This is a genomic window from Microtetraspora niveoalba (assembly GCF_001570405.1).
GTDB classification, from domain to species: Bacteria; Actinomycetota; Actinomycetes; order Streptosporangiales; family Streptosporangiaceae; genus Microtetraspora; species Microtetraspora niveoalba.
Map to the genome: position 1 here is coordinate 155,983 of NZ_BBYM01000004.1, position 16,434 is coordinate 172,416.

At 70.8% G+C, this 16,434-nt stretch carries 21 protein-coding genes; 14 read left to right on the forward strand and 7 right to left on the reverse strand.

Features of this window, described 5'->3' with window-relative positions:
* Positions 1-190: 190 nt before the first annotated feature.
* A complete protein-coding gene (locus AWQ70_RS38535) occupies positions 191-496 on the forward strand; it encodes a hypothetical protein (protein WP_157529866.1) in 306 nt (101 codons plus the stop codon).
* Positions 497-673: 177 nt separating this feature from the next.
* Positions 674-1,414 (forward strand): SAM-dependent methyltransferase, encoded by a 741-nt coding sequence (locus tag AWQ70_RS03625; protein WP_245646703.1) that lies wholly within the window; start codon positions 674-676, stop codon positions 1,412-1,414.
* Positions 1,415-1,479: 65 nt separating this feature from the next.
* On the opposite strand, the gene AWQ70_RS03630 is transcribed toward AWQ70_RS03625, so the two are convergent.
* The gene (locus AWQ70_RS03630; protein WP_084516490.1) at positions 1,480-2,127 is read right to left on the reverse strand and encodes a CatB-related O-acetyltransferase; all 648 of its coding nucleotides are present in this window, start codon (positions 2,125-2,127) and stop codon (positions 1,480-1,482) included.
* Between the two features lie 182 nt (positions 2,128-2,309).
* Between AWQ70_RS03630 and AWQ70_RS03635 the strand changes: the two genes are divergently transcribed.
* Together AWQ70_RS03635 and AWQ70_RS03640 are read left to right on the forward strand one after the other, a co-directional pair.
* The gene (locus AWQ70_RS03635) at positions 2,310-2,963 is read left to right on the forward strand and encodes a TetR/AcrR family transcriptional regulator (protein ID WP_067170152.1); all 654 of its coding nucleotides are present in this window, start codon (positions 2,310-2,312) and stop codon (positions 2,961-2,963) included.
* Between the two features lie 95 nt (positions 2,964-3,058).
* The gene (locus tag AWQ70_RS03640) at positions 3,059-3,811 is read left to right on the forward strand and encodes a phytanoyl-CoA dioxygenase family protein (protein WP_067170155.1); all 753 of its coding nucleotides are present in this window, start codon (positions 3,059-3,061) and stop codon (positions 3,809-3,811) included.
* Positions 3,812-3,937: 126 nt separating this feature from the next.
* On the opposite strand, the gene AWQ70_RS03645 is transcribed toward AWQ70_RS03640, so the two are convergent.
* Complete coding sequence (locus AWQ70_RS03645; RefSeq protein WP_067170158.1) at positions 3,938-4,486, reverse strand: YciI family protein; 549 nt, start codon at positions 4,484-4,486, stop codon at positions 3,938-3,940.
* A 124-nt stretch (positions 4,487-4,610) separates the two neighbouring features.
* Between AWQ70_RS03645 and AWQ70_RS03650 the strand changes: the two genes are divergently transcribed.
* The 6 genes from AWQ70_RS03650 (at position 4,611) to AWQ70_RS03675 (ending at position 8,830) form a co-directional block, all read left to right on the forward strand.
* The gene (locus AWQ70_RS03650; RefSeq protein ID WP_067170161.1) at positions 4,611-5,123 is read left to right on the forward strand and encodes a GNAT family N-acetyltransferase; all 513 of its coding nucleotides are present in this window, start codon (positions 4,611-4,613) and stop codon (positions 5,121-5,123) included.
* Positions 5,124-5,197: 74 nt separating this feature from the next.
* On the forward strand, positions 5,198-5,377 hold the full coding sequence (locus AWQ70_RS03655; RefSeq protein ID WP_067170165.1) for a hypothetical protein: 180 nt from the start codon (positions 5,198-5,200) through the stop codon (positions 5,375-5,377).
* A gap of 54 nt (positions 5,378-5,431) precedes the next feature.
* The gene (locus tag AWQ70_RS03660; protein ID WP_067170169.1) at positions 5,432-6,082 is read left to right on the forward strand and encodes an HAD family hydrolase; all 651 of its coding nucleotides are present in this window, start codon (positions 5,432-5,434) and stop codon (positions 6,080-6,082) included.
* A gap of 249 nt (positions 6,083-6,331) precedes the next feature.
* On the forward strand, positions 6,332-7,258 hold the full coding sequence (locus AWQ70_RS03665; RefSeq protein ID WP_067170173.1) for an ABC transporter ATP-binding protein: 927 nt from the start codon (positions 6,332-6,334) through the stop codon (positions 7,256-7,258).
* Positions 7,255-8,037 carry an ABC transporter permease gene (locus AWQ70_RS03670; protein WP_067170176.1) on the forward strand — a complete coding sequence of 261 codons (783 nt, stop codon included), beginning with the start codon at positions 7,255-7,257 and terminating at the stop codon, positions 8,035-8,037. Before AWQ70_RS03665 ends, AWQ70_RS03670 begins: the two co-directional genes overlap by 4 nt.
* On the forward strand, positions 8,030-8,830 hold the full coding sequence (locus AWQ70_RS03675; protein ID WP_218004400.1) for an ABC transporter permease: 801 nt from the start codon (positions 8,030-8,032) through the stop codon (positions 8,828-8,830). The genes AWQ70_RS03670 and AWQ70_RS03675 overlap by 8 nt, the downstream gene beginning before the upstream one ends.
* Positions 8,831-8,875: 45 nt before the next feature.
* On the opposite strand, the gene AWQ70_RS03680 is transcribed toward AWQ70_RS03675, so the two are convergent.
* The 4 genes from AWQ70_RS03680 to AWQ70_RS03695 form a co-directional block, all read right to left on the reverse strand.
* The gene (locus AWQ70_RS03680; RefSeq protein ID WP_067170179.1) at positions 8,876-9,502 is read right to left on the reverse strand and encodes a TetR/AcrR family transcriptional regulator; all 627 of its coding nucleotides are present in this window, start codon (positions 9,500-9,502) and stop codon (positions 8,876-8,878) included.
* Between the two features lie 9 nt (positions 9,503-9,511).
* Positions 9,512-10,432: an alpha/beta fold hydrolase gene (locus AWQ70_RS03685; RefSeq protein WP_067170183.1), complete on the reverse strand. Its 921-nt coding sequence runs from the start codon at positions 10,430-10,432 to the stop codon at positions 9,512-9,514.
* A 171-nt stretch (positions 10,433-10,603) separates the two neighbouring features.
* Complete coding sequence (locus AWQ70_RS03690) at positions 10,604-10,876, reverse strand: hypothetical protein (protein WP_067170186.1); 273 nt, start codon at positions 10,874-10,876, stop codon at positions 10,604-10,606.
* Positions 10,877-10,950: 74 nt separating this feature from the next.
* On the reverse strand, positions 10,951-11,610 hold the full coding sequence (locus tag AWQ70_RS03695; protein ID WP_084516491.1) for a GbsR/MarR family transcriptional regulator: 660 nt from the start codon (positions 11,608-11,610) through the stop codon (positions 10,951-10,953).
* A 198-nt stretch (positions 11,611-11,808) separates the two neighbouring features.
* Here AWQ70_RS03695 and AWQ70_RS03700 point away from each other — a divergent pair, with 198 nt between their 5' ends.
* The 3 genes from AWQ70_RS03700 (at position 11,809) to AWQ70_RS03710 (ending at position 14,202) form a co-directional block, all read left to right on the forward strand.
* Positions 11,809-13,017, forward strand: coding sequence for a cytochrome P450 (locus AWQ70_RS03700; protein WP_067170672.1), 1,209 nt, complete (start codon positions 11,809-11,811; stop codon positions 13,015-13,017).
* Positions 13,018-13,142: 125 nt separating this feature from the next.
* A complete protein-coding gene (locus AWQ70_RS03705) occupies positions 13,143-13,595 on the forward strand; it encodes a hypothetical protein (protein ID WP_067170192.1) in 453 nt (150 codons plus the stop codon).
* A gap of 148 nt (positions 13,596-13,743) precedes the next feature.
* Positions 13,744-14,202, forward strand: a complete 459-nt coding sequence (locus tag AWQ70_RS03710) for a hypothetical protein (protein WP_157529867.1) — start codon at positions 13,744-13,746, stop codon at positions 14,200-14,202.
* Between the two features lie 74 nt (positions 14,203-14,276).
* Here AWQ70_RS03710 and AWQ70_RS03715 read toward each other — a convergent pair whose 3' ends face one another.
* Entirely contained in the window at positions 14,277-15,464 is a 1,188-nt protein-coding gene (locus tag AWQ70_RS03715; protein WP_067170198.1) for a L,D-transpeptidase, read from the reverse strand.
* A 240-nt stretch (positions 15,465-15,704) separates the two neighbouring features.
* On the opposite strand from AWQ70_RS03715, the gene AWQ70_RS03720 reads away from it, so the two are divergent.
* On the forward strand, positions 15,705-16,430 hold the full coding sequence (locus AWQ70_RS03720; RefSeq protein WP_245646704.1) for an ArsR/SmtB family transcription factor: 726 nt from the start codon (positions 15,705-15,707) through the stop codon (positions 16,428-16,430).
* The last annotated feature ends 4 nt before the right edge of the window (positions 16,431-16,434 follow it).

Below are 16,434 nucleotides of genomic sequence, written 5' to 3' on the forward strand. Positions count from 1 at the left end.
CGGGCGGCCCGGCGGAGGGCGATCGGCCTCGACGGGGCCTTTGCCTGCCCTGGGGTACCGCTTCCGGACCCAGGTGCCTAGCGTGAAAGTGATGAGCACGCCGTTTCGGCGTCCCGCACGGGACCGATTCGACGCTCCGTAGCCAGCGCCGTCTGGCAATCGAGACCATCACGACACGGAGTGATCGCTCATGCTGAAGCACGCTCTCGCGGCAGGGGTGATGGCGGGCTCCGCTCTCGTCGCCCCGCTGACGATGCCCGCGCATCCGGCGGGCGCGGCGACGGTCGCCACCAGCACGGCGGCGGCGCCCGCGTCCAGCACGGTGACGACGACGTCGGCCACGAACTGGGGACCCTGCTGGCACCGTCGTTGCCACTGGCACCGTCACTGGAACTGGGGCTGGCACCGCCACCACCACCGCAACTGGAACTGGGGCTGGCACCACCACCGCAACTGGGACTGGGGCTGGCACCAGCACCGGCACTGGAGGTGGTAGCCGTATGCGATCGAGGGCCGTCGTCCCGGGGACGGCGGTCCTCCGCCTGAACGGGGCGCGGCGGCGGCCCGGTACGCGCGGGTCTCGCCGTCTTCGACCCGGGCCCGGACCCGCCGCGCCTCGCGTGCGTGGAAAACCCGTGGCCGGGACGGTACGGCAGGGCTCAGGATGGCCGCCATGTCATTGCGTTTCCATGAGATCGCCGAGGCTCGCAACCGGATACTCAACCCGCTCACCGAGGACAGGCTGGCCCTGCTCGCGGAGATCTGCGGCGTCTCCCCAGGCGTCCGCCAGCTCGACCTGGCCTGCGGAAAGGGCGAGATGTTGTGCCGGTGGGCGGCCGAACACGGAGCCGAGGGCATCGGCGTCGACATCAGCGAGGTCTTCCTCGCCGCCGCCGCGGAGCGGGCCCGCGAGCTGGGCGTGACCGGCCGGGTCCGCTTCGAGCGCGGCGACGCGGGGGCCCACACCGTCGAGCCGGGCGGCTTCGACATCGTCTCCTGCATCGGGGCGACGTGGATCGGCGGCGGCCTGGCGGGCACTCTCGCCCTGATGCGGCCCGGCCTGCGCGACGGGGGCCTGCTGCTCGTCGGCGAGCCGTACTGGGTCTCGGCTCCGCCGCCGGAGGCGTGCGAGGCGCTCCAGGTAGAGGCCGACGCGTTCGGGACGCTCATCGAGACCCTGGACCGGTTCGAGGCCGCCGGCATGGAGCTGATCGAGATGGTGCTCGCCGACCACGACAGCTGGGACCGCTACATGGCGCCGCAGTGGTGGGCGCTCGGCGACTGGCTGCGGGCCAACCCCGAGGACCCGGAGGTCGAGGAGGTGCGCGCCTTCCTGGAGCGCTCCCGCCGCTCCCATCTGGAGTACGGCAGGCGGTACCTGGGGTGGGGCGTCTTCGTCGTCCGCCCCCGCTGACCGCGCCGTCTCCACGCGGGGTCTGTGGCCCGCCGCCCTGCCGGGCGGCGGGTCCTGACGTGCCTCTACCGCGCGGCCGCCGCCGCGTTCTCCAGGTCGTCGAGGCTGCCGGACATGATCGTGCGGATGTGTTCGGTGATGTGCTGGAGCGGCCAGTCCCACCAGGCCAGAGCGAGGAGGCGGTCGACGTCCGCGTCGCTGTAGCGGCGGCGGATGAGCCGGGCCGGGTTGCCGCCCACGATGCCGTAGTCGGGGACGTCGTCGACGACGACGGAGCCGGAGGCGACGATCGCTCCGTGGCCGATGCGGACGCCGGGCATCACCATGGCCCGGTAACCGAGCCAGACGTCGTTGCCCACGACGGTGTCGCCCCGTCCGGGCAGGCCGGTGATGAGGTCGAAGTGCTCGGCCCAGGAACCGCCCATGATCGGGAACGGGAACGTCGAGGGGCCGTCCATGCGGTGGTTGGCGCCGTTCATGATGAACCGCACGCCCTCGCCCAGCGCGCAGAACTTCCCGATGACCAGTTTCTCCGGCCCGTAGTGGTACAGCACGTTGCGGGTCTCGAAGGCGGTCGGATCATCCGGATCGTCGTAGTAGGAGAACTCGCCGACCTCGATCAGGGGCGAGGTGACCAGGGGCTTCAGCAGCACCACACGCGGCTGCTCGGGCATGGGATGCACCACGGTCGGGTCGGCGGGAACAGGTGGCATCGAATCGTTTCCTTCCTGAAGCTGTCCGCGCGCCGGAAGGACGTCAGGCCTCGGCGGGGGAAGCCGGAGTCGCATGCGCGGCGGGCGAACACTTCGGAAGACCATCGGTGAACCCACTAATGCGACAACTGCTGCGTTAAGATGCTGCCATGGCACCGTCCACTGAGCAAACCGGATGACCGGTGACGACCCCTCCAGCACCACGACCTGAGGACGCCCGGCCGACGCCGCCGGCCCGGCGCCGCCCCGGTGGCCGCACTGCGCGTATTCGTACGCAGGTCCTCGACGCGGTCCGCGCCGAGCTCGGCGAGCGCGGTTATGACGGGCTCACCATGGACGCGGTCGCCGCGCGCGCGGGCGTGCATCGCGCGACGGTGTACCGGCGTTGGGGGGACGTCGGCGGCCTGCTCGCCGATGTCCTCGACGCCGCGGGCGAGGACGACTGGCGACCCCCGGACACCGGTTCGCTGAGAGGCGACCTGGCGGCACTGAACCATGAGATCCAGACGGCCCTGACCGCGCGGCCGCCGGTCGTCGCAGCCCTGATCGCCGCGTCATTCCGCTCCGAGAAGGCCGACCGTGCCCAACAGCGGCTCTGGGAGGACCGCTACGCCCGGTGCGAGATCATCGTCAGCCGGGCGATCCGGCGCGGCGAACTCGCGCCGCGCACCGACGCTCGGCGGCTGCTCATCGCCTCGACCGCGCCGGTGTACCACCAACTGGTGCTTCTCCGCCTGCCGCCCGACCCGCGCCTGCCCGACCACGCGGCCGGAACCGCCGCCCTCGCCGCGTCCGTCGGAGCCTTCGCCGAGCCCCCGTCAGCCGGCGACACCTGACGGGACCCCTCGTCTCGCCTCCGGCCCGACGCCGGAGGGCCGTGGCGAGGGAAAACCGCTGGCCCGCGAAGCCCGGACGCCCCTAGGGTCCGAGCATGAGTGACTTCGATGCCGCGGCCGCCGAGCGGTTCGCCGCCGACGGCTTCCTGAAGGTCGAGGAGGCGTTCCCGCGTGAGACGGGGGAACGCGCACAGGCCCTGCTCTGGAAGCGGCTCGGCCTGGCGCCGGACCGTCCCGAGGAGTGGACCCGCCCCGTGGTGTGGCTGGAGCCGAGCGGGGAGGGGGCGCTCGGCGAGGTGACGCGCGGCGACCGTCTGACGACCGCGCTCGACCTGCTCATCGGACCGGGCGGCTGGGCGCCGCGCCCGTTCATCGGGATGACCCCCGTACGTTTCCCCCACCCGGAGGACTCCGGCGACACCGGCTGGCACATCGACCAGAACCGCCCCGGCCCGGATGGGGCCTGGGGCGTCGCGACCGGGTGGTCGCACACGTTCCTGCTCCTGCTCCTGTTCTCCGAGGTGGGCCCGGACGACGCGCCGACGCGCATCCGCGTCGGCTCGCACCGCGACACGGCGCGGGTGCTGGAGCCGTACGGCGAGGAGGGGGTGCCGTTCTTCGAGTCGGGGCCGATCCTGGACGAGGCGACCGCGCACCGGCCGGAGGCGCTCGCGACCGGCCTTCCGGGCGACGCCTTCATCTGCCACCCGCTCCTCGTGCACGCGGCCCAGCGGCATCGCGGGACCCGGCCGCGGTTCATGTCGCAGATCCCGATGTTCCTGACGACGCCGCTGAGTCCGGGCGGCTCGACCCCGCTCGACCGGTCGACCTGGAACGGCCGCGTGTGACGGTCCCGCCGGGCGTCATGGGGAGTCCTCCTCGGCGGTCGGCGGTGAAGGGCGGGCGGCCGGCGGTGAAGCAGGAAGACCGGCCGGTGACGGGTGGAATCCCGCTCGTTCACGAGGGGGAGGATGTCAGGACCGTCCGCCGAACCGCCAGTTGTGCACCTCGATGTCGGCGTACCGGTCGGGGGTCAGGACGGCGCGTGCCGCGTCCGCGTCCGGCGCCCGGACCAGCACCGCCGTACCCAGCCAGGTCTCGCCGTCGTCGGACAGCAGCGGCCCGTACGCGATGAGTTCGTCCCGGTCGGCCGGCACGGCGAGGTCGGCGGCCGGCCCCGGACCGAGGCCGAGCACCAGATACCGCTTGCCGCCGGTCCGGCCGCCGGGGAAGTCCCACATGGTGCGCCCCAACATGTTGCGCCACCGGCGCAGCAGCACGTCCCGGTACGCGCCGGCCTGGTAGTTGGGCTCGTCGAAGGCGAACGCGCGGGCGGCGGCGGGGTCGGGCAGGTCGACGATGTGTACGCTGCCGGTGGCCGTGTCGCCGTCGTCGGTGAGGGTCGGGCCGCGGGCGATCATCTCCGCGGCGTACCGGTCCATGTAGGCCCAGTGCTCTTGCAGCAACTCGTCGCGCAACGTCATCGAGCCGGGCCGGTCCCGGTGGTAGCAGAAGAACTCCATGCGCCATTGTCCGGATCGCCGTGTCGGAAGATCAAACCGGGAGTCGGGGCTCGACCGATGGTCACCGTTCCGTCCGGCGTCGGGCACATCGTGGAGTTCGCCGGGACGTTGTTAGGATCGCACGATGAAGATCAGGCAGGGCGGCCCGGCCGACGTTGCGGCCGTGCTCGGCATGTTCGACAGCGCGGTGGCCTGGCTGACCGAGCAGGGGCGCACCGGCCAGTGGGGCAGCACGCCCTTCTCCACCGACGCGGCCCGGATCGAGAGCGTCACCCGCCGGGCGTCGGAGGGCGGCATGCGCATCGCCGAGATCGACGGCGAGCCGGCCGGCAGCATCGTGGTGGGCGCCGCCATGCCGTACGTGCCTCCGGTGCCGGAGCCCGAGCTGTACGTGCAGAGCCTGGTGATCGACCGCCGGTTCTCCGGCCGGGGCGTGGGCTCCGCCCTGCTCGGCTGGGCCCGCGATGAGGCGGCCCGGCGCGGTGTGGGCCTGCTGCGGGTCGACTGCTACGCCGGCGACGACGGCCGGCTCGTCAGGTACTACGAGAGCGTTGGGTTCTCCCGGACCGTCGAGTTCAGGGTCGGCGAGTGGCCCGGTCAGATCCTGGAGATGCGGATCTCTCCGGAGGACGCCTGATCGCCGAGCGGGCCGGTGTCCGTGACGCGACGCCGGAGGGAAGACCGGCGGGAACGCCCACTAGCCTGGACGGTATGTTCCGCCGCAAACCACTCGAAGAGCGCATCGCTGAGCGGGTCGCCCAGCGTCCGCCGCTCAAGGAGGGCAAGCACTTCGAGCACCGCCCGGCGCTGATCGTGTTCTGCGTCGTCGTCACGATCGCGCTGGTGAAGATCATCGGTGCGTTCTTCCTGATGAAGTCCGGCCTCCGCTAGCCGCGCCCCCGACGGAACGACCGGATGGGCTGAGGCTCGGATTAGGCTCTCCGGGTGATCACCCCGATTGAACTCGTCATTTTCGACTGCGACGGCGTGCTCGTCGACAGCGAACGCATAGCCGTGCGCCTCCACGTCGCCGTGGGCGCCGAGCTGGGCTGGCCGCTGACCGAAGCCGAGGTGATCGAAAAGTTCATCGGCCGGTCGCCCCTCTCCAACGGAGAACAGATCACCGCCCGAGTAGGGCCGAGCCGGGCCGCGCTCTGGCAGGAGAGATTCAAGCAACTGCACCGCACGGCCGTCGATGCCGAACTCACCCCGGTCGACGGCATCCTCGAAGTCCTCGACACCCTCACACTTCCCAGCTGCGTCGCCTCTGGCGGCAGCCACGAGACGATGCGCCACACCCTCGGCCGCACCGGGATCTACCCATACTTCGAAGGCCGCATCTTCAGCGCCGGCGAGGTCGCGCACGGCAAACCGGCCCCCGACCTGTTCCTGCACGCCGCCGAGCGGATGGGCGTCCATCCCTCGGCCTGCGTCGTGGTCGAGGACAGCAAATACGGGATCCAGGCAGCCCGCGCAGCCGGCATGCGCGCTCTCGGCTACGCCGGCGGACTCACACCAGCGAAATGGCTCGAAGGGCCGAACACCACAGTCTTCGACGACATGCGCGAACTCCCGGCACTCCTCGCACGAACCTGACGCCCTGCCAATCGAGGCCGATGGACCCGCCGCCCTGGACGCCCTCATCACAGACCACAAGTGGGGTGAAGGAGCCACAGCTCGCTACCGCTGATTCCTGCACTCAGCCTCCTCGAAGGCCGGTTCGGCCTGAAGGCGGGCAGCCCAGGCGGCGGTATTTGCCGGGGGCCATGCCGTACTCGCGCTTGCCGCGCGGCGGTCGGAAGAAAACGGTTGTCAGGCGATGCGCTTCCCGTGAAGGATGTCGTCATGATCAGGGTCGAGTCGCTGACGAAGGTCTTCCGCCGCCCGCGCGCCTTTTCCGGCCCTCTCGGCCCCCTGCGCACCCTCGTGACCCGCCGGTACGACGAGCGGACCGCCGTGGACGGCGTCAGCTTCGAGATCCCCGAGGGAGAGATCGTCGGCTATCTCGGGCCCAACGGCGCGGGCAAGTCCACCACGGTGAAGATGCTCACCGGCATCCTCACCCCCACGGACGGCCTGATCGAGGTGGGCGGCCGGGTGCCCTGGCGCGACAGGGAGGCCAACGCCAGAGCCGTCGGCGTCGTCTTCGGCCAGCGCAGCCAGCTCTGGTGGGATCTGCCGCTGATCGACTCGCTGCGCCTGGTCGGCGATCTGTACGACGTGCCCGCCGCCCGCTTCACCGGGTCGTTGCGCCGCATGTGCGACCTGCTCGGGCTCGACGACTTCCTGCACACCCCCGTCCGCCAGCTCAGCCTCGGCCAGCGGATGCGCGGCGACCTGGCGGCGGCGATGCTGTACGACCCGCCGATCCTCTACCTCGACGAGCCCACGGTCGGCCTGGACGTCATGGCCAAGCAGGCGGTGCGGGAGTTCATCGCCGAGACCAACAGGATCGGCCGCACCACGGTCGTGCTGACCACGCACGACCTGGCCGACGTCGAGGCGCTGTGCCGGCGCATCATCCTGATCGACAAGGGGAGGGTGCTGTTCGACGGCGGCATCGACGACCTCGTCACCGCCTACGCCCCGCCCCGGCGGCTGGTGGTGGAGCTGGCCGACGACGAGACCCGCGCCTTCGAGATCGCCGCCGGCAGCTCGATCCCCGAGCTGATCGCGCGGGTGTCGGCCGAGCACACGATCCGCGACCTGTCCATCCATGAGCCCGACCTGGAGAGCGTGATCAAGCGCATCTACGCCGAGAGCGAGCGATGATCCGCCCACTGGCCGGGATGGCCCGGATCGGCCTGCGCTTCCAGCTCGCGTACCGCAGCGACGTGATCATGAGTGTCCTCGCGCTGGTCGCGCAGGTGTTCCTGCTGCGCATGGTGTGGACCTCCCTGTACGGCGGCCAGGGGCAGACCCGGGGCCTCAGCCTGGAGGCGCTGCTCGCCTATCTGAGCCTTGCCAACCTCCAGGCGTTCGCGACCAGCCCGATCATCCCGAGGATCACGCATTTCCGGATCCGCACCGGCACGGTGTTCTTCGACCTGTCCCGGCCGACCGGCTACCTGCCCCAGATGGCCGCCTTCCAGGCCGGGCACACCGCCGGAGGGCTGCTGATGCTCGCCCCGGCCGTACCGGTGGTCCTGCTGGTCGGCACGATCACCCCCACCGCGCATCCGGTCGGCTACGCGGCGACGCTCGCGCTCGGCTACGTCATCTCGCTGATGATGTCGCTGCTCATCTGCGTGATCGGGTTCTGGACCCTGGAGACGGGGGCGATCTCGTTGCTGTACCGGCTGGTCAGCCACTTCTTCGCCGGGACGATGGTGCCGCTGTCGTTCTTCCCCGGGGCGCTCGGCGTCCTGGCCGACGCCCTGCCGTTCAAGTACATGGGGTACGTCCCGGCGGCGGTCTACGTGGGACACATCTCGGGCGGGGAGATCGGCCGGGCGGTCGCCGTCGAGGTGGCCTGGATCGCGGCGCTCGCGGTGCTGCTGTGGGCGGTGTGGCGGCGGGCCCACCGCAGGGTGGTGATCCAGGGTGGCTGAGGTCCTGCGCACACTGCGCCTGTACGGGCGGCTGCAGCGGGCGGCCGCGCGCGGGGCGCTGCAGTACCGGCTGAACCTGCTGATCGGCGTCGTCACCGGGGTGGTCTACCAGGGCAGCGGCTTCGCGTTCGTGTGGGTCGTCATGCACACGTTCCCGTCCATGGGCGGCTGGAGCCTGCGCGAGGTCGCCTTCCTGTACGGCCTGCGGCTGACCGCGCACGCGCTGTACGTGCTGCCGTTCAGCAGCCTCATCGGCCTGGAGTGGCTGGTCCGCGAGGGCGAGCTGGACCGGGTGCTGCTGCGCCCGCTCAACCCGCTCGTCCAGATCATGGCCAAACGCCTGGGGGTCGGCCAGGTCGGCGACCTGCTCGCGGGGGTCGTCCTGCTGGTCATAGCGGTGCCGCCGCTGAACCCCGGCATGATCCTCTTCTGTCTCGCCGCCGTGGTCGGCGGCGCGCTCGTGGAGGCGGCGGTCTCCCTCGCGCTGGCGTCACTGTCGCTGCGCGCGCTGAACACGCTGGCGTTGCGGGCGTTCGCCGACGACCTGTTCAGCAAGTTCGGCTCGTACCCGATGGGCGTCTTCGGCGGCGCCGCCCGCTGGGCGCTGACGTTCGTGCTGCCCGTGGCCTTCGTGGCGTACGTGCCGGCGAGCGTGCTGCTGGACCGGACCGGCGAGCTGATCGTGCCCGCGCCGGTGGCGTGCGGGAGCCCGCTGCTCGGCGTCGCGTTGTTCGCCCTCGCCTACCGGGTCTGGCGGCGCCAGCTCCGGCACTACCAGAGCACCGGAAGCTAGCTGGAACTAGTGCCCTCCCGGCAATGGATGTCGCGGGCCACCGGCTCAGCCCGGGGGCGGCCGTAGCGTGGACGCCGGCCCGAACAGGCGGTCCAGGTGGTAGTCGATGATCTCGATGGCGGCCTCGTGGCTGCGCTGTCGGCTGAGAACACTGGAGGTCAGGCCGTTGGCGAGAGCCAGGAGGCCGGCGACTTCGGTGCGCGGGTCACGATCGGGGGCGATGTCCCCTGCCTGTTGCGCGGCGGCAAGCCGTGCGGTGAGGAAGTTCTCCAGCGCGTTGGGCAGGGTGAGCCCGACCGCGGCGAGCGCCGGGTCGGTGAGGGCGGCGGTGTAGTAGGCGGTCCAGGCCATGGAGTCCAGGCGGCTCTGCTCGTCGGAGGGCAGGATCACGCCGAGGACGGCGGCGAAAACGCCTCGCGGTGTCAGCTCGCCGGCGGTAGCGGCGGCCCGCTGCTTGACCCGGCGGTCCATGCGGGCACCCAGCTCGGTGAGGCCCGACTCGAGCAGGGCCTGCTTGTTCGTGAAGTAGTACTGGACGACGCGCAGCGAGACCCCGGCCTCGGCGGCGATCTCACGCATCGACACAGCCTGAAGGCCACGGGTGCTGGCGATGCGCAGCAGGGCGTCGGTCAACTGGCGCCGCCGCTCATCATGATCCACCTGTCGGGGCATGCCCGTTTCCTACCTGTTGTTCGTGCTGTGCTTCGGCGTCGCGGTTCCGGGCCGCGCCTGGCCGGGAAAGGTGAGGATCCGCTCGGCGACCAGGTCCGGAGCTTCGACGGGCAGCGAATGCCCGGTGCCGGGCACGATCTCCACGCGCCAGGACGGCGCGATGTCGGCCAGCCGCGCGGCCAGCGCCTGCGCGTCGAGCAGCGCGCTGCGGGCGCCCAGCAGCACCTGTACGGGCACGGACACCTCGCGTATCTGCTCGTCGGTGTAGGCGGGCGGGATGGGCACCCGCCGGCGGAAGGACCAGCCGGCCCGCATCAGCTCCACCAGCCCATCCTCACGCAGCACCCCGTTGCCCACTACGCCGGCCATGCGGTGTCGCAACGTACGGGGAAGCATGGAGGCGATGGCGCCGGCAAGGGCCCAGCGGATGAACCGCCTGGGCAACGGCGCGAAGCCGCCCGGGTCCACCAGCGTCAGCGCCGCGACCCGGCCGCCCCCTCCGAGTTGCTGTTCCACTGCGGCCCAGCCGCCGGCGGAGAAACCCGCCACGTGTGCGCGCTCGGCTCCGACTGCGGCCAGTACGTCGGTGATCCAGCCACCGACCTCGGCGCCGGTTGTGAGCGGTCGCCTCTGAACCGAGCGGCCTGGCTCGCCGAGAGGGTCGACGGCGAGGACCGGGCGCGTGCGTGCCAGCGGCTCGATGTAGCGGTACCAGGCCAACGCGTTCCCGCCGGCACCGGCCAGGAGCACCACGGGATCCCCCTCGGCGGGCCCGGCCCGGTGGATCCGCACAATGCCGGCGCGGGTCTCCACGTCGATGGCGTCCACCGGCACCGGCCACAGCTCGCCGAGCAACCGGTCATAGACGGCGTAGTACTTGTCACGGGCAGAGTCGCTGGTGAAGGCGGACGGCCGGTCGGGCATGCGCATGGTGACCTCATCCCTTGTATGGATACAGTCGTATCCTAACGCGGTGAGGCCGACTGCGGCAGTGAGCCGCCGACCGGATCGCTCGCGAAGACGTCGTCCGGATCGCTCGCCTCGCCTGTCACCGACGTCCGCGGGCAGTACAGCGGTTCGCGCGGCGGCCGCCGCACTCGCTCACCGCCGGTCCCCCTCCTCGTCGGCGGGAGGGAGCGGCTCGAGTTCCTCGAGGCGGGCGGCGTCGGCGCCGGACATGGCCGCGCCACGCGTCGCGGACACCGCCGTCACCACGCCGGCGACGAAGACCGCGAGCCCGGCGACGAGGAAGAGCAGGAACGGCGCCAGGCTGTCGAGCGCGGCCTGCGCCACGAGCAGGATGCCCAGCAGCGGCAGCAGGATGGAGATGGCCAGGAGCCCGGAGGAGGGGGCGCGGAAGGCGGGACGACTCATGATGTCAACGATTCATTGACCTCGCGGTCATGTCAAGGATTGGTTGACATCCAGGATGGGGCGATCTTCGTCGGTCACGCCAGAAGGGCGCGCCACCGGTCGGCCGAGTCCATCATGTCGAGGCTGACCCGCTCCAGGTACGCTCCTCCCTTGGCCAGCCGCTGCCCCACGGGCCGGTCGAGCCCGAACGCCTCCGCCGCCGCCATCGCGGCCCGCGCCGCCTCGAGCGTCTGCCGCGTGCTGACCGCCATCGAGTGGTACCAGGCGTCGTTGTCGACCACGTAGAGGTCGCGACGCCGCCGCGGATCGCGCTCGCGCCGGACATACCCCTGCTGGACCAGGTAGTTCACGGCCACGGAGACGGAGGCCGGGCTGACCTTCAGCCGGCGGGTCAGCTCGGCCGCGGTGCGTCTGCCGTCCTCGGACAGCAGCAGGTCGAGGTGCACGCGCGCGGTCATCCTCGGCAGCCCCGTCCTGACCGCCATCTCGATGATCTCCTCTTCCAACGTTCCTCCCGGCGGTGCGGCCGCCTGCGGGGGCGCGGGTGTGCCGCGCCGCGAGCGCAGGACCGTCGCCTGGTGCGCCTGCTGGGGCAGGTAGCCTCCGGGGCCGCCGTTGCGTGCGACCTCCCGGCTGATCGTCGAGGTCGGCCGGTCGAGCCGCCTGGCGATCTCGGCGTAGGAGAGCCCGTCGGCGAGTCCGGCCGCGATGCGCTGGCGGTCCCGCTGGGTCAACCGTCCTCCTGGCATGCCGCAAGTATTGCCTTCGCCGCCATTCATTGCAACGCCCCATTGCGTTTGCCTTCAGCGTCATTGCATCAATTTATCGCCGTCTACCTCGGCAAATTCCATTCGGGCGATTGACGACATCCTGAACGCAACGTAGCTTTCGATGTGCACCGAACACGTACTATCGCGAGATGAGGAATGGCGATGGGTGAGTCCCTCCACACCGTCACGACCCTGCCGACGGCGCGCCAGCCCGGCTGCCCCTTCGACCCGCCGGCGGAGCTGGTCGACGCCCGCCGGCACGGCCCGATCAGCCGCTACCCCTTCCCCGATGGGCACCAGGGCTGGCTGATCACCGGATACGACCTGGTCAGGTCGGTCCTGGCCGACTCGCGGTTCAGCTCACGCAAGGAGCTCATGCGCCACCACCCGCTGATCGACTACGGCGACATCGAGGTCCCCCCGGCGCCGCCCGGCGAGTTCCTCCTCATGGACGAGCCACAGCACAGCCGCTACCGCAAGCCGCTGGTCGGCAGGTTCACCGTACGGCGGATGCGACAGCTCACCGAGCGCGTCGAGCAGATCACCGCCGACCACCTGGACGCCATGGAGAAGGCCGGGCCGCCGGTGGACCTGGTGACCGCGTTCGCCAAGCCCATCCCCGTCATCGTGATCTGCGAGCTGCTGGGGGTGCCGTACGAGGACCGGGGCTCCTTCCAGGACCAGATCGACTCGTTCCTCGGCGGGGAGGGAAGCGAAGAGGAGCAGATCGCGGCCTACACCGCGACCCAGCACTACCTCGCGGAGCTGGTGGCCGCCAAGCGCGCGAACCCCACCGACGACGTGCTCAGCGACCTCACCGACAGCGACCTGACCGATGAGGAGCTGAGGGGGATCAGCCTGATCCTGCTGGCGGCCGGATTCGACACCACCGCGAACATGCTGGCGCTGGGCACCTTCGCGCTGCTGCGCAACCCGGCGCAGCTGGCCGCGTTGCGCGCCGATCCCGCGCTCACCGACCGGGCCGTGGAGGAGCTGCTCCGGTATCTGTCCGTCGCCAAGACGTTCATGAGGACGGCGCTGGAGGACGTCGAGCTGGGCGGCCAGACCGTCGAGGCCGGCACGACGGTCATCGTGTCGTACAACACCGCCAACCGCGACCCCGAGCGCTTCGCCGACCCCCACGTACTCGACCTCCAGAGGCAGGACGGCGGGCACCTGGCCTTCGGCCACGGCATCCACCAGTGCCTGGGCCAGCAACTGGCCCGCGTCGAGATGCGGGTCGCCTTCCCCGCGCTGCTCAACCGTTTCCCCACGCTGCGCCTGGCCGTCCCGGCCGAAGAGGTGGGGCTGCGCCCGGAGACCGCGGACATCTACGGGGTGAAGAGCCTCCCGGTCGCCTGGGACGTGTGACCGCGCGCCGGTGACGGGTGCGGTCGCGTACGGCCGCCGGTGCCAGGTGACGGCACCCCCGCAAGGGGAGGCATCTCCCTCCTATGGGGGAGGGACGTCCGGCAGGCCGTGTCTACGGTCGAGCCATGCTTGATTCCGCTCACCCCCGGCGCTGGCCGGCCTACACGCTGGCGGTGTTGTTCCTCGGCTACGCGGCGGGGAAGGCCGCCTTCGCCCTGCAGGCCCGGCTCGGCTTTCCGGGCGGCCCGCCCGTGTCGGCCGCCGAGGCGCAGAGTTACTTCATGGACGCGGCCGTCGCACAGTGGCTCGCGACCGCCTCCGGCATGGTGGGCGCGTGCGTCGCCCTCGCCACCGTCACGCCACCGGGACGCACGGTGCCGAGAACGTTGATGCTGCTCGTGCTGGCCGGGATGCTGCTGGCGGTCGGAGGCGGCGCAGTGATCATGATCGTGGACGGGTTCGTCGGCATCGGCGTGGGCTGGGAGTGGTACCACGGCGTCCTCGGCATCGCCCTGATCGGGCTGTTCGTGGAGATGTTCCGGTCCTACGCGACGGCGACTCGGCATGCCGCGGGCTGACCGCACCGGCGGTTCGCGCATTCAATGTGAGACCCGGCGGGAACGGCGAAGGTTGTTCTGTTCTGGCATGGGATTGCTCATATCGCTCCGTGCTCTCCGACCAAAGCCTGACATGTCACGATGGTGCGGGCTCATGATCGGAGATGAAGTGAAGAAGTCAGCCTTGGCGGCGGCGGGCGCCGTCGCCGCCCTGCTGTCCCTGGCCGCCGCCCCGGCGTCGGCGGCCGCGCGGCAGGCGCCCCTCAAGACCGTGTACGGCTGGGCCAAGAAGTCCGGCGACTCGGCGATGATCGTCACGCCGTACCGGGCCCGTCTGGGCTCGGTCGGGGACGGCGACATCATGGCGTGGGAGCTGACCAGGAAGAGCGGGCGGCCCATCAGGATCGACTACACCGAGGGGCTCGTCTTCCGCCAGGTCAACAAGAAGTGCGGCAAGGCGCCGGCCGGGTACCCGTACGACACTAGCGACAAGCGCGCGATGGGCACCAAGAACTGCTACCCGATCCACCTCTACCAGCGGCTGAGCAAGGGCCGGGTGCCGGTGAGGGTCGTCTACGACCCGGCCGGGCCGATGGCGGTCAAGGTCAGCGAGCTGGTTCTGCCCTGACCCGCCGTCCCACGCGCGTCGGCCCCCGACTCCCACGCGGGAGTCGGGGGCCGACGCGTGAGTCCCCCGGGCCGTCACGACTTCAGGGCGCTGCCCTTCTTCCACTGGCTGAAGGACATCTGCCAGAAGCCCCAGCCGTTGTTCCACTCGAGCGCGCGGTTGGTTCCGACGATCTTGACGACGTCGCCGCGGTGGAAGTTGTCGTAGTACCACTTGGCCTGCGTCGGGTGGGCGTTGATGCACCCGTGGCTGACGTTCGCCCGGCCCTGCGAGCCGACCGACCACGGGGCGCTGTGCACGTACTCGCCGCTGCTGGAGATGCGGACCGCGTGGTTGACGATCTCCTTGTAGTACCCGGGCTCGCCCTCCTTCTTGCCCGGAGAGATCATCGTGACCGGATTGCCGCGTTCCATGGTCAGGTGGACGCCGCTGGTGGTCGTGTATTCGCGGGTGGTGCCGTTGCCCGCGCTGATCTTCATGGTCTGCATGGTCTTGCCGTCGCGCTTGACCACCATCATGTGCGTCTTGACGTTGACGTAGCTGACCAACGCCGCGCCGATCTTGATCTTCGCGGTGTGGTCCTCGACGCCGTACATCTCGGGACCGCCCTTGACGCCCGCGAGGTGGGCGGTGAACGTGACGGTCTGGTGGGCGGGCCAGAACTTGGCCGGCCGGTAGATCGCCAGCTTGTCGTTGATCCACCGCCACGCGCCGGTGACCGGCTTCTCGGCCTTGACCTCGAGCGCGGCCTCGACCGCCGCCTTGTCCTGCACGGCCTGGTTGAACGTCACCATGATCGGCATGCCGACGCCGACGGTCTCGCCCTTGATACCGGGGGTCACGTCCGCGACCGCGAGCTCCATCTTGGGCTTGAGGGTGGTGAACTTGCTCGTCGCGGTGGTCGGCCCGCCGTCCCCGCTCGCCTTGGCCGACACCGTGTAGTTGCTGGACGGCTTCAGCGGCTCCTTGGAGACCCACTTGCTGCGTTCCGCGTCGAACTCACCCTCGACCTGCTTGCCGTCGGCCTCCAGGGTGACCTCTTCGAGCGAGCCGTTCGCAGCCGTCACGACGACGGTCTTGTCCGGCCGTACCTTCAAACTTCCCTCGGCCGGGCTGATCTTGATCGTGGGCGCGGCGGCCGCGGTCGCCCCGGTGTCACCGGTGTCAGCGGTGCCGGACGCTCCCCCAGCGCCCGAACCCCCGGAACAAGCGGACAGAACGACGGCCGTCGCGGCGGCGAGTCCGGCGAGCGGCAATCTCATGCGCGTGTTAGTGGTCAACGCAAACGTCTCCCCCATGATGGCAAAGTGCAACACAAGACTCTATTAGGACTAACACTGGCCGGACTCGTTCTTTTCGAGAGTTAGATCACACTTTCGTCACGTAATACCCTGAACTTAGTTCGCAGGCGGTAAAGTGCGCGTCAAACCAAATCATGATCAATGTCAGAGCGCCGGGACACTTCGGTGCGCGCCGCAATGAGCGCCGCCGATGATGGACGGGTGAGCACCGCTTCCCAGATCGCGCTGACCCGGCTGGCCGGGCTGCTCGCCGACGGCACCCGCGCCGCCTTCTGCCTCGCGCTCCTCGACGGGCGGGCCTGGACCGCGGGAGAGCTGGCCAGGCACGCGGGCGTCGCGCCGTCGACCGCCAGCGAGCACCTCTCCCGCCTCGTCGCCGGGGGCGTGCTGGCCGAGGAGCACCAGGGCCGCCACCGCTACGTGCGGCTCGCCGACCCCGCCGTCGCGCAGCTCATCGAGGACATGGCGACCCACGACCCGCCCGCCGCGGCGCCGCCCGCGACCCTGCGCGTCGCCGGATCACGCCGCGCGCTGGCCTTCGCCCGCACCTGCTACGACCACCTCGCCGGACGCCTCGGGGTCGCGATCACCGACGCCCTGACCGGCCGCGGCCTGCTCGAACGGGAGACGGGGTTCGCGTTCACCGAGGCCGGGGTGGCCTGGCTGGGCGACGTGCTCGGAGGGCTGCCGCCCGTCACGGGCCGGAGGCCGCTCGCCCGCCCGTGCCTGGACTGGACCGAGCGCCGCCCGCATCTGGCCGGATCGGCCAGGGCCGCCCTCTGCCGGCACGCCCTGCGGGAGGGCTGGGTGACCCGCGTCGGCTCGGGACGCGCCCTGGGCGTCGGCCCCGCGGGCGCGGAGGCGTTCTCCCGCCTGCTGGACCTCGACGTCGCGGCGCTGCGGCCCTCCCCCGACGGGGCCGCGTAGCCGT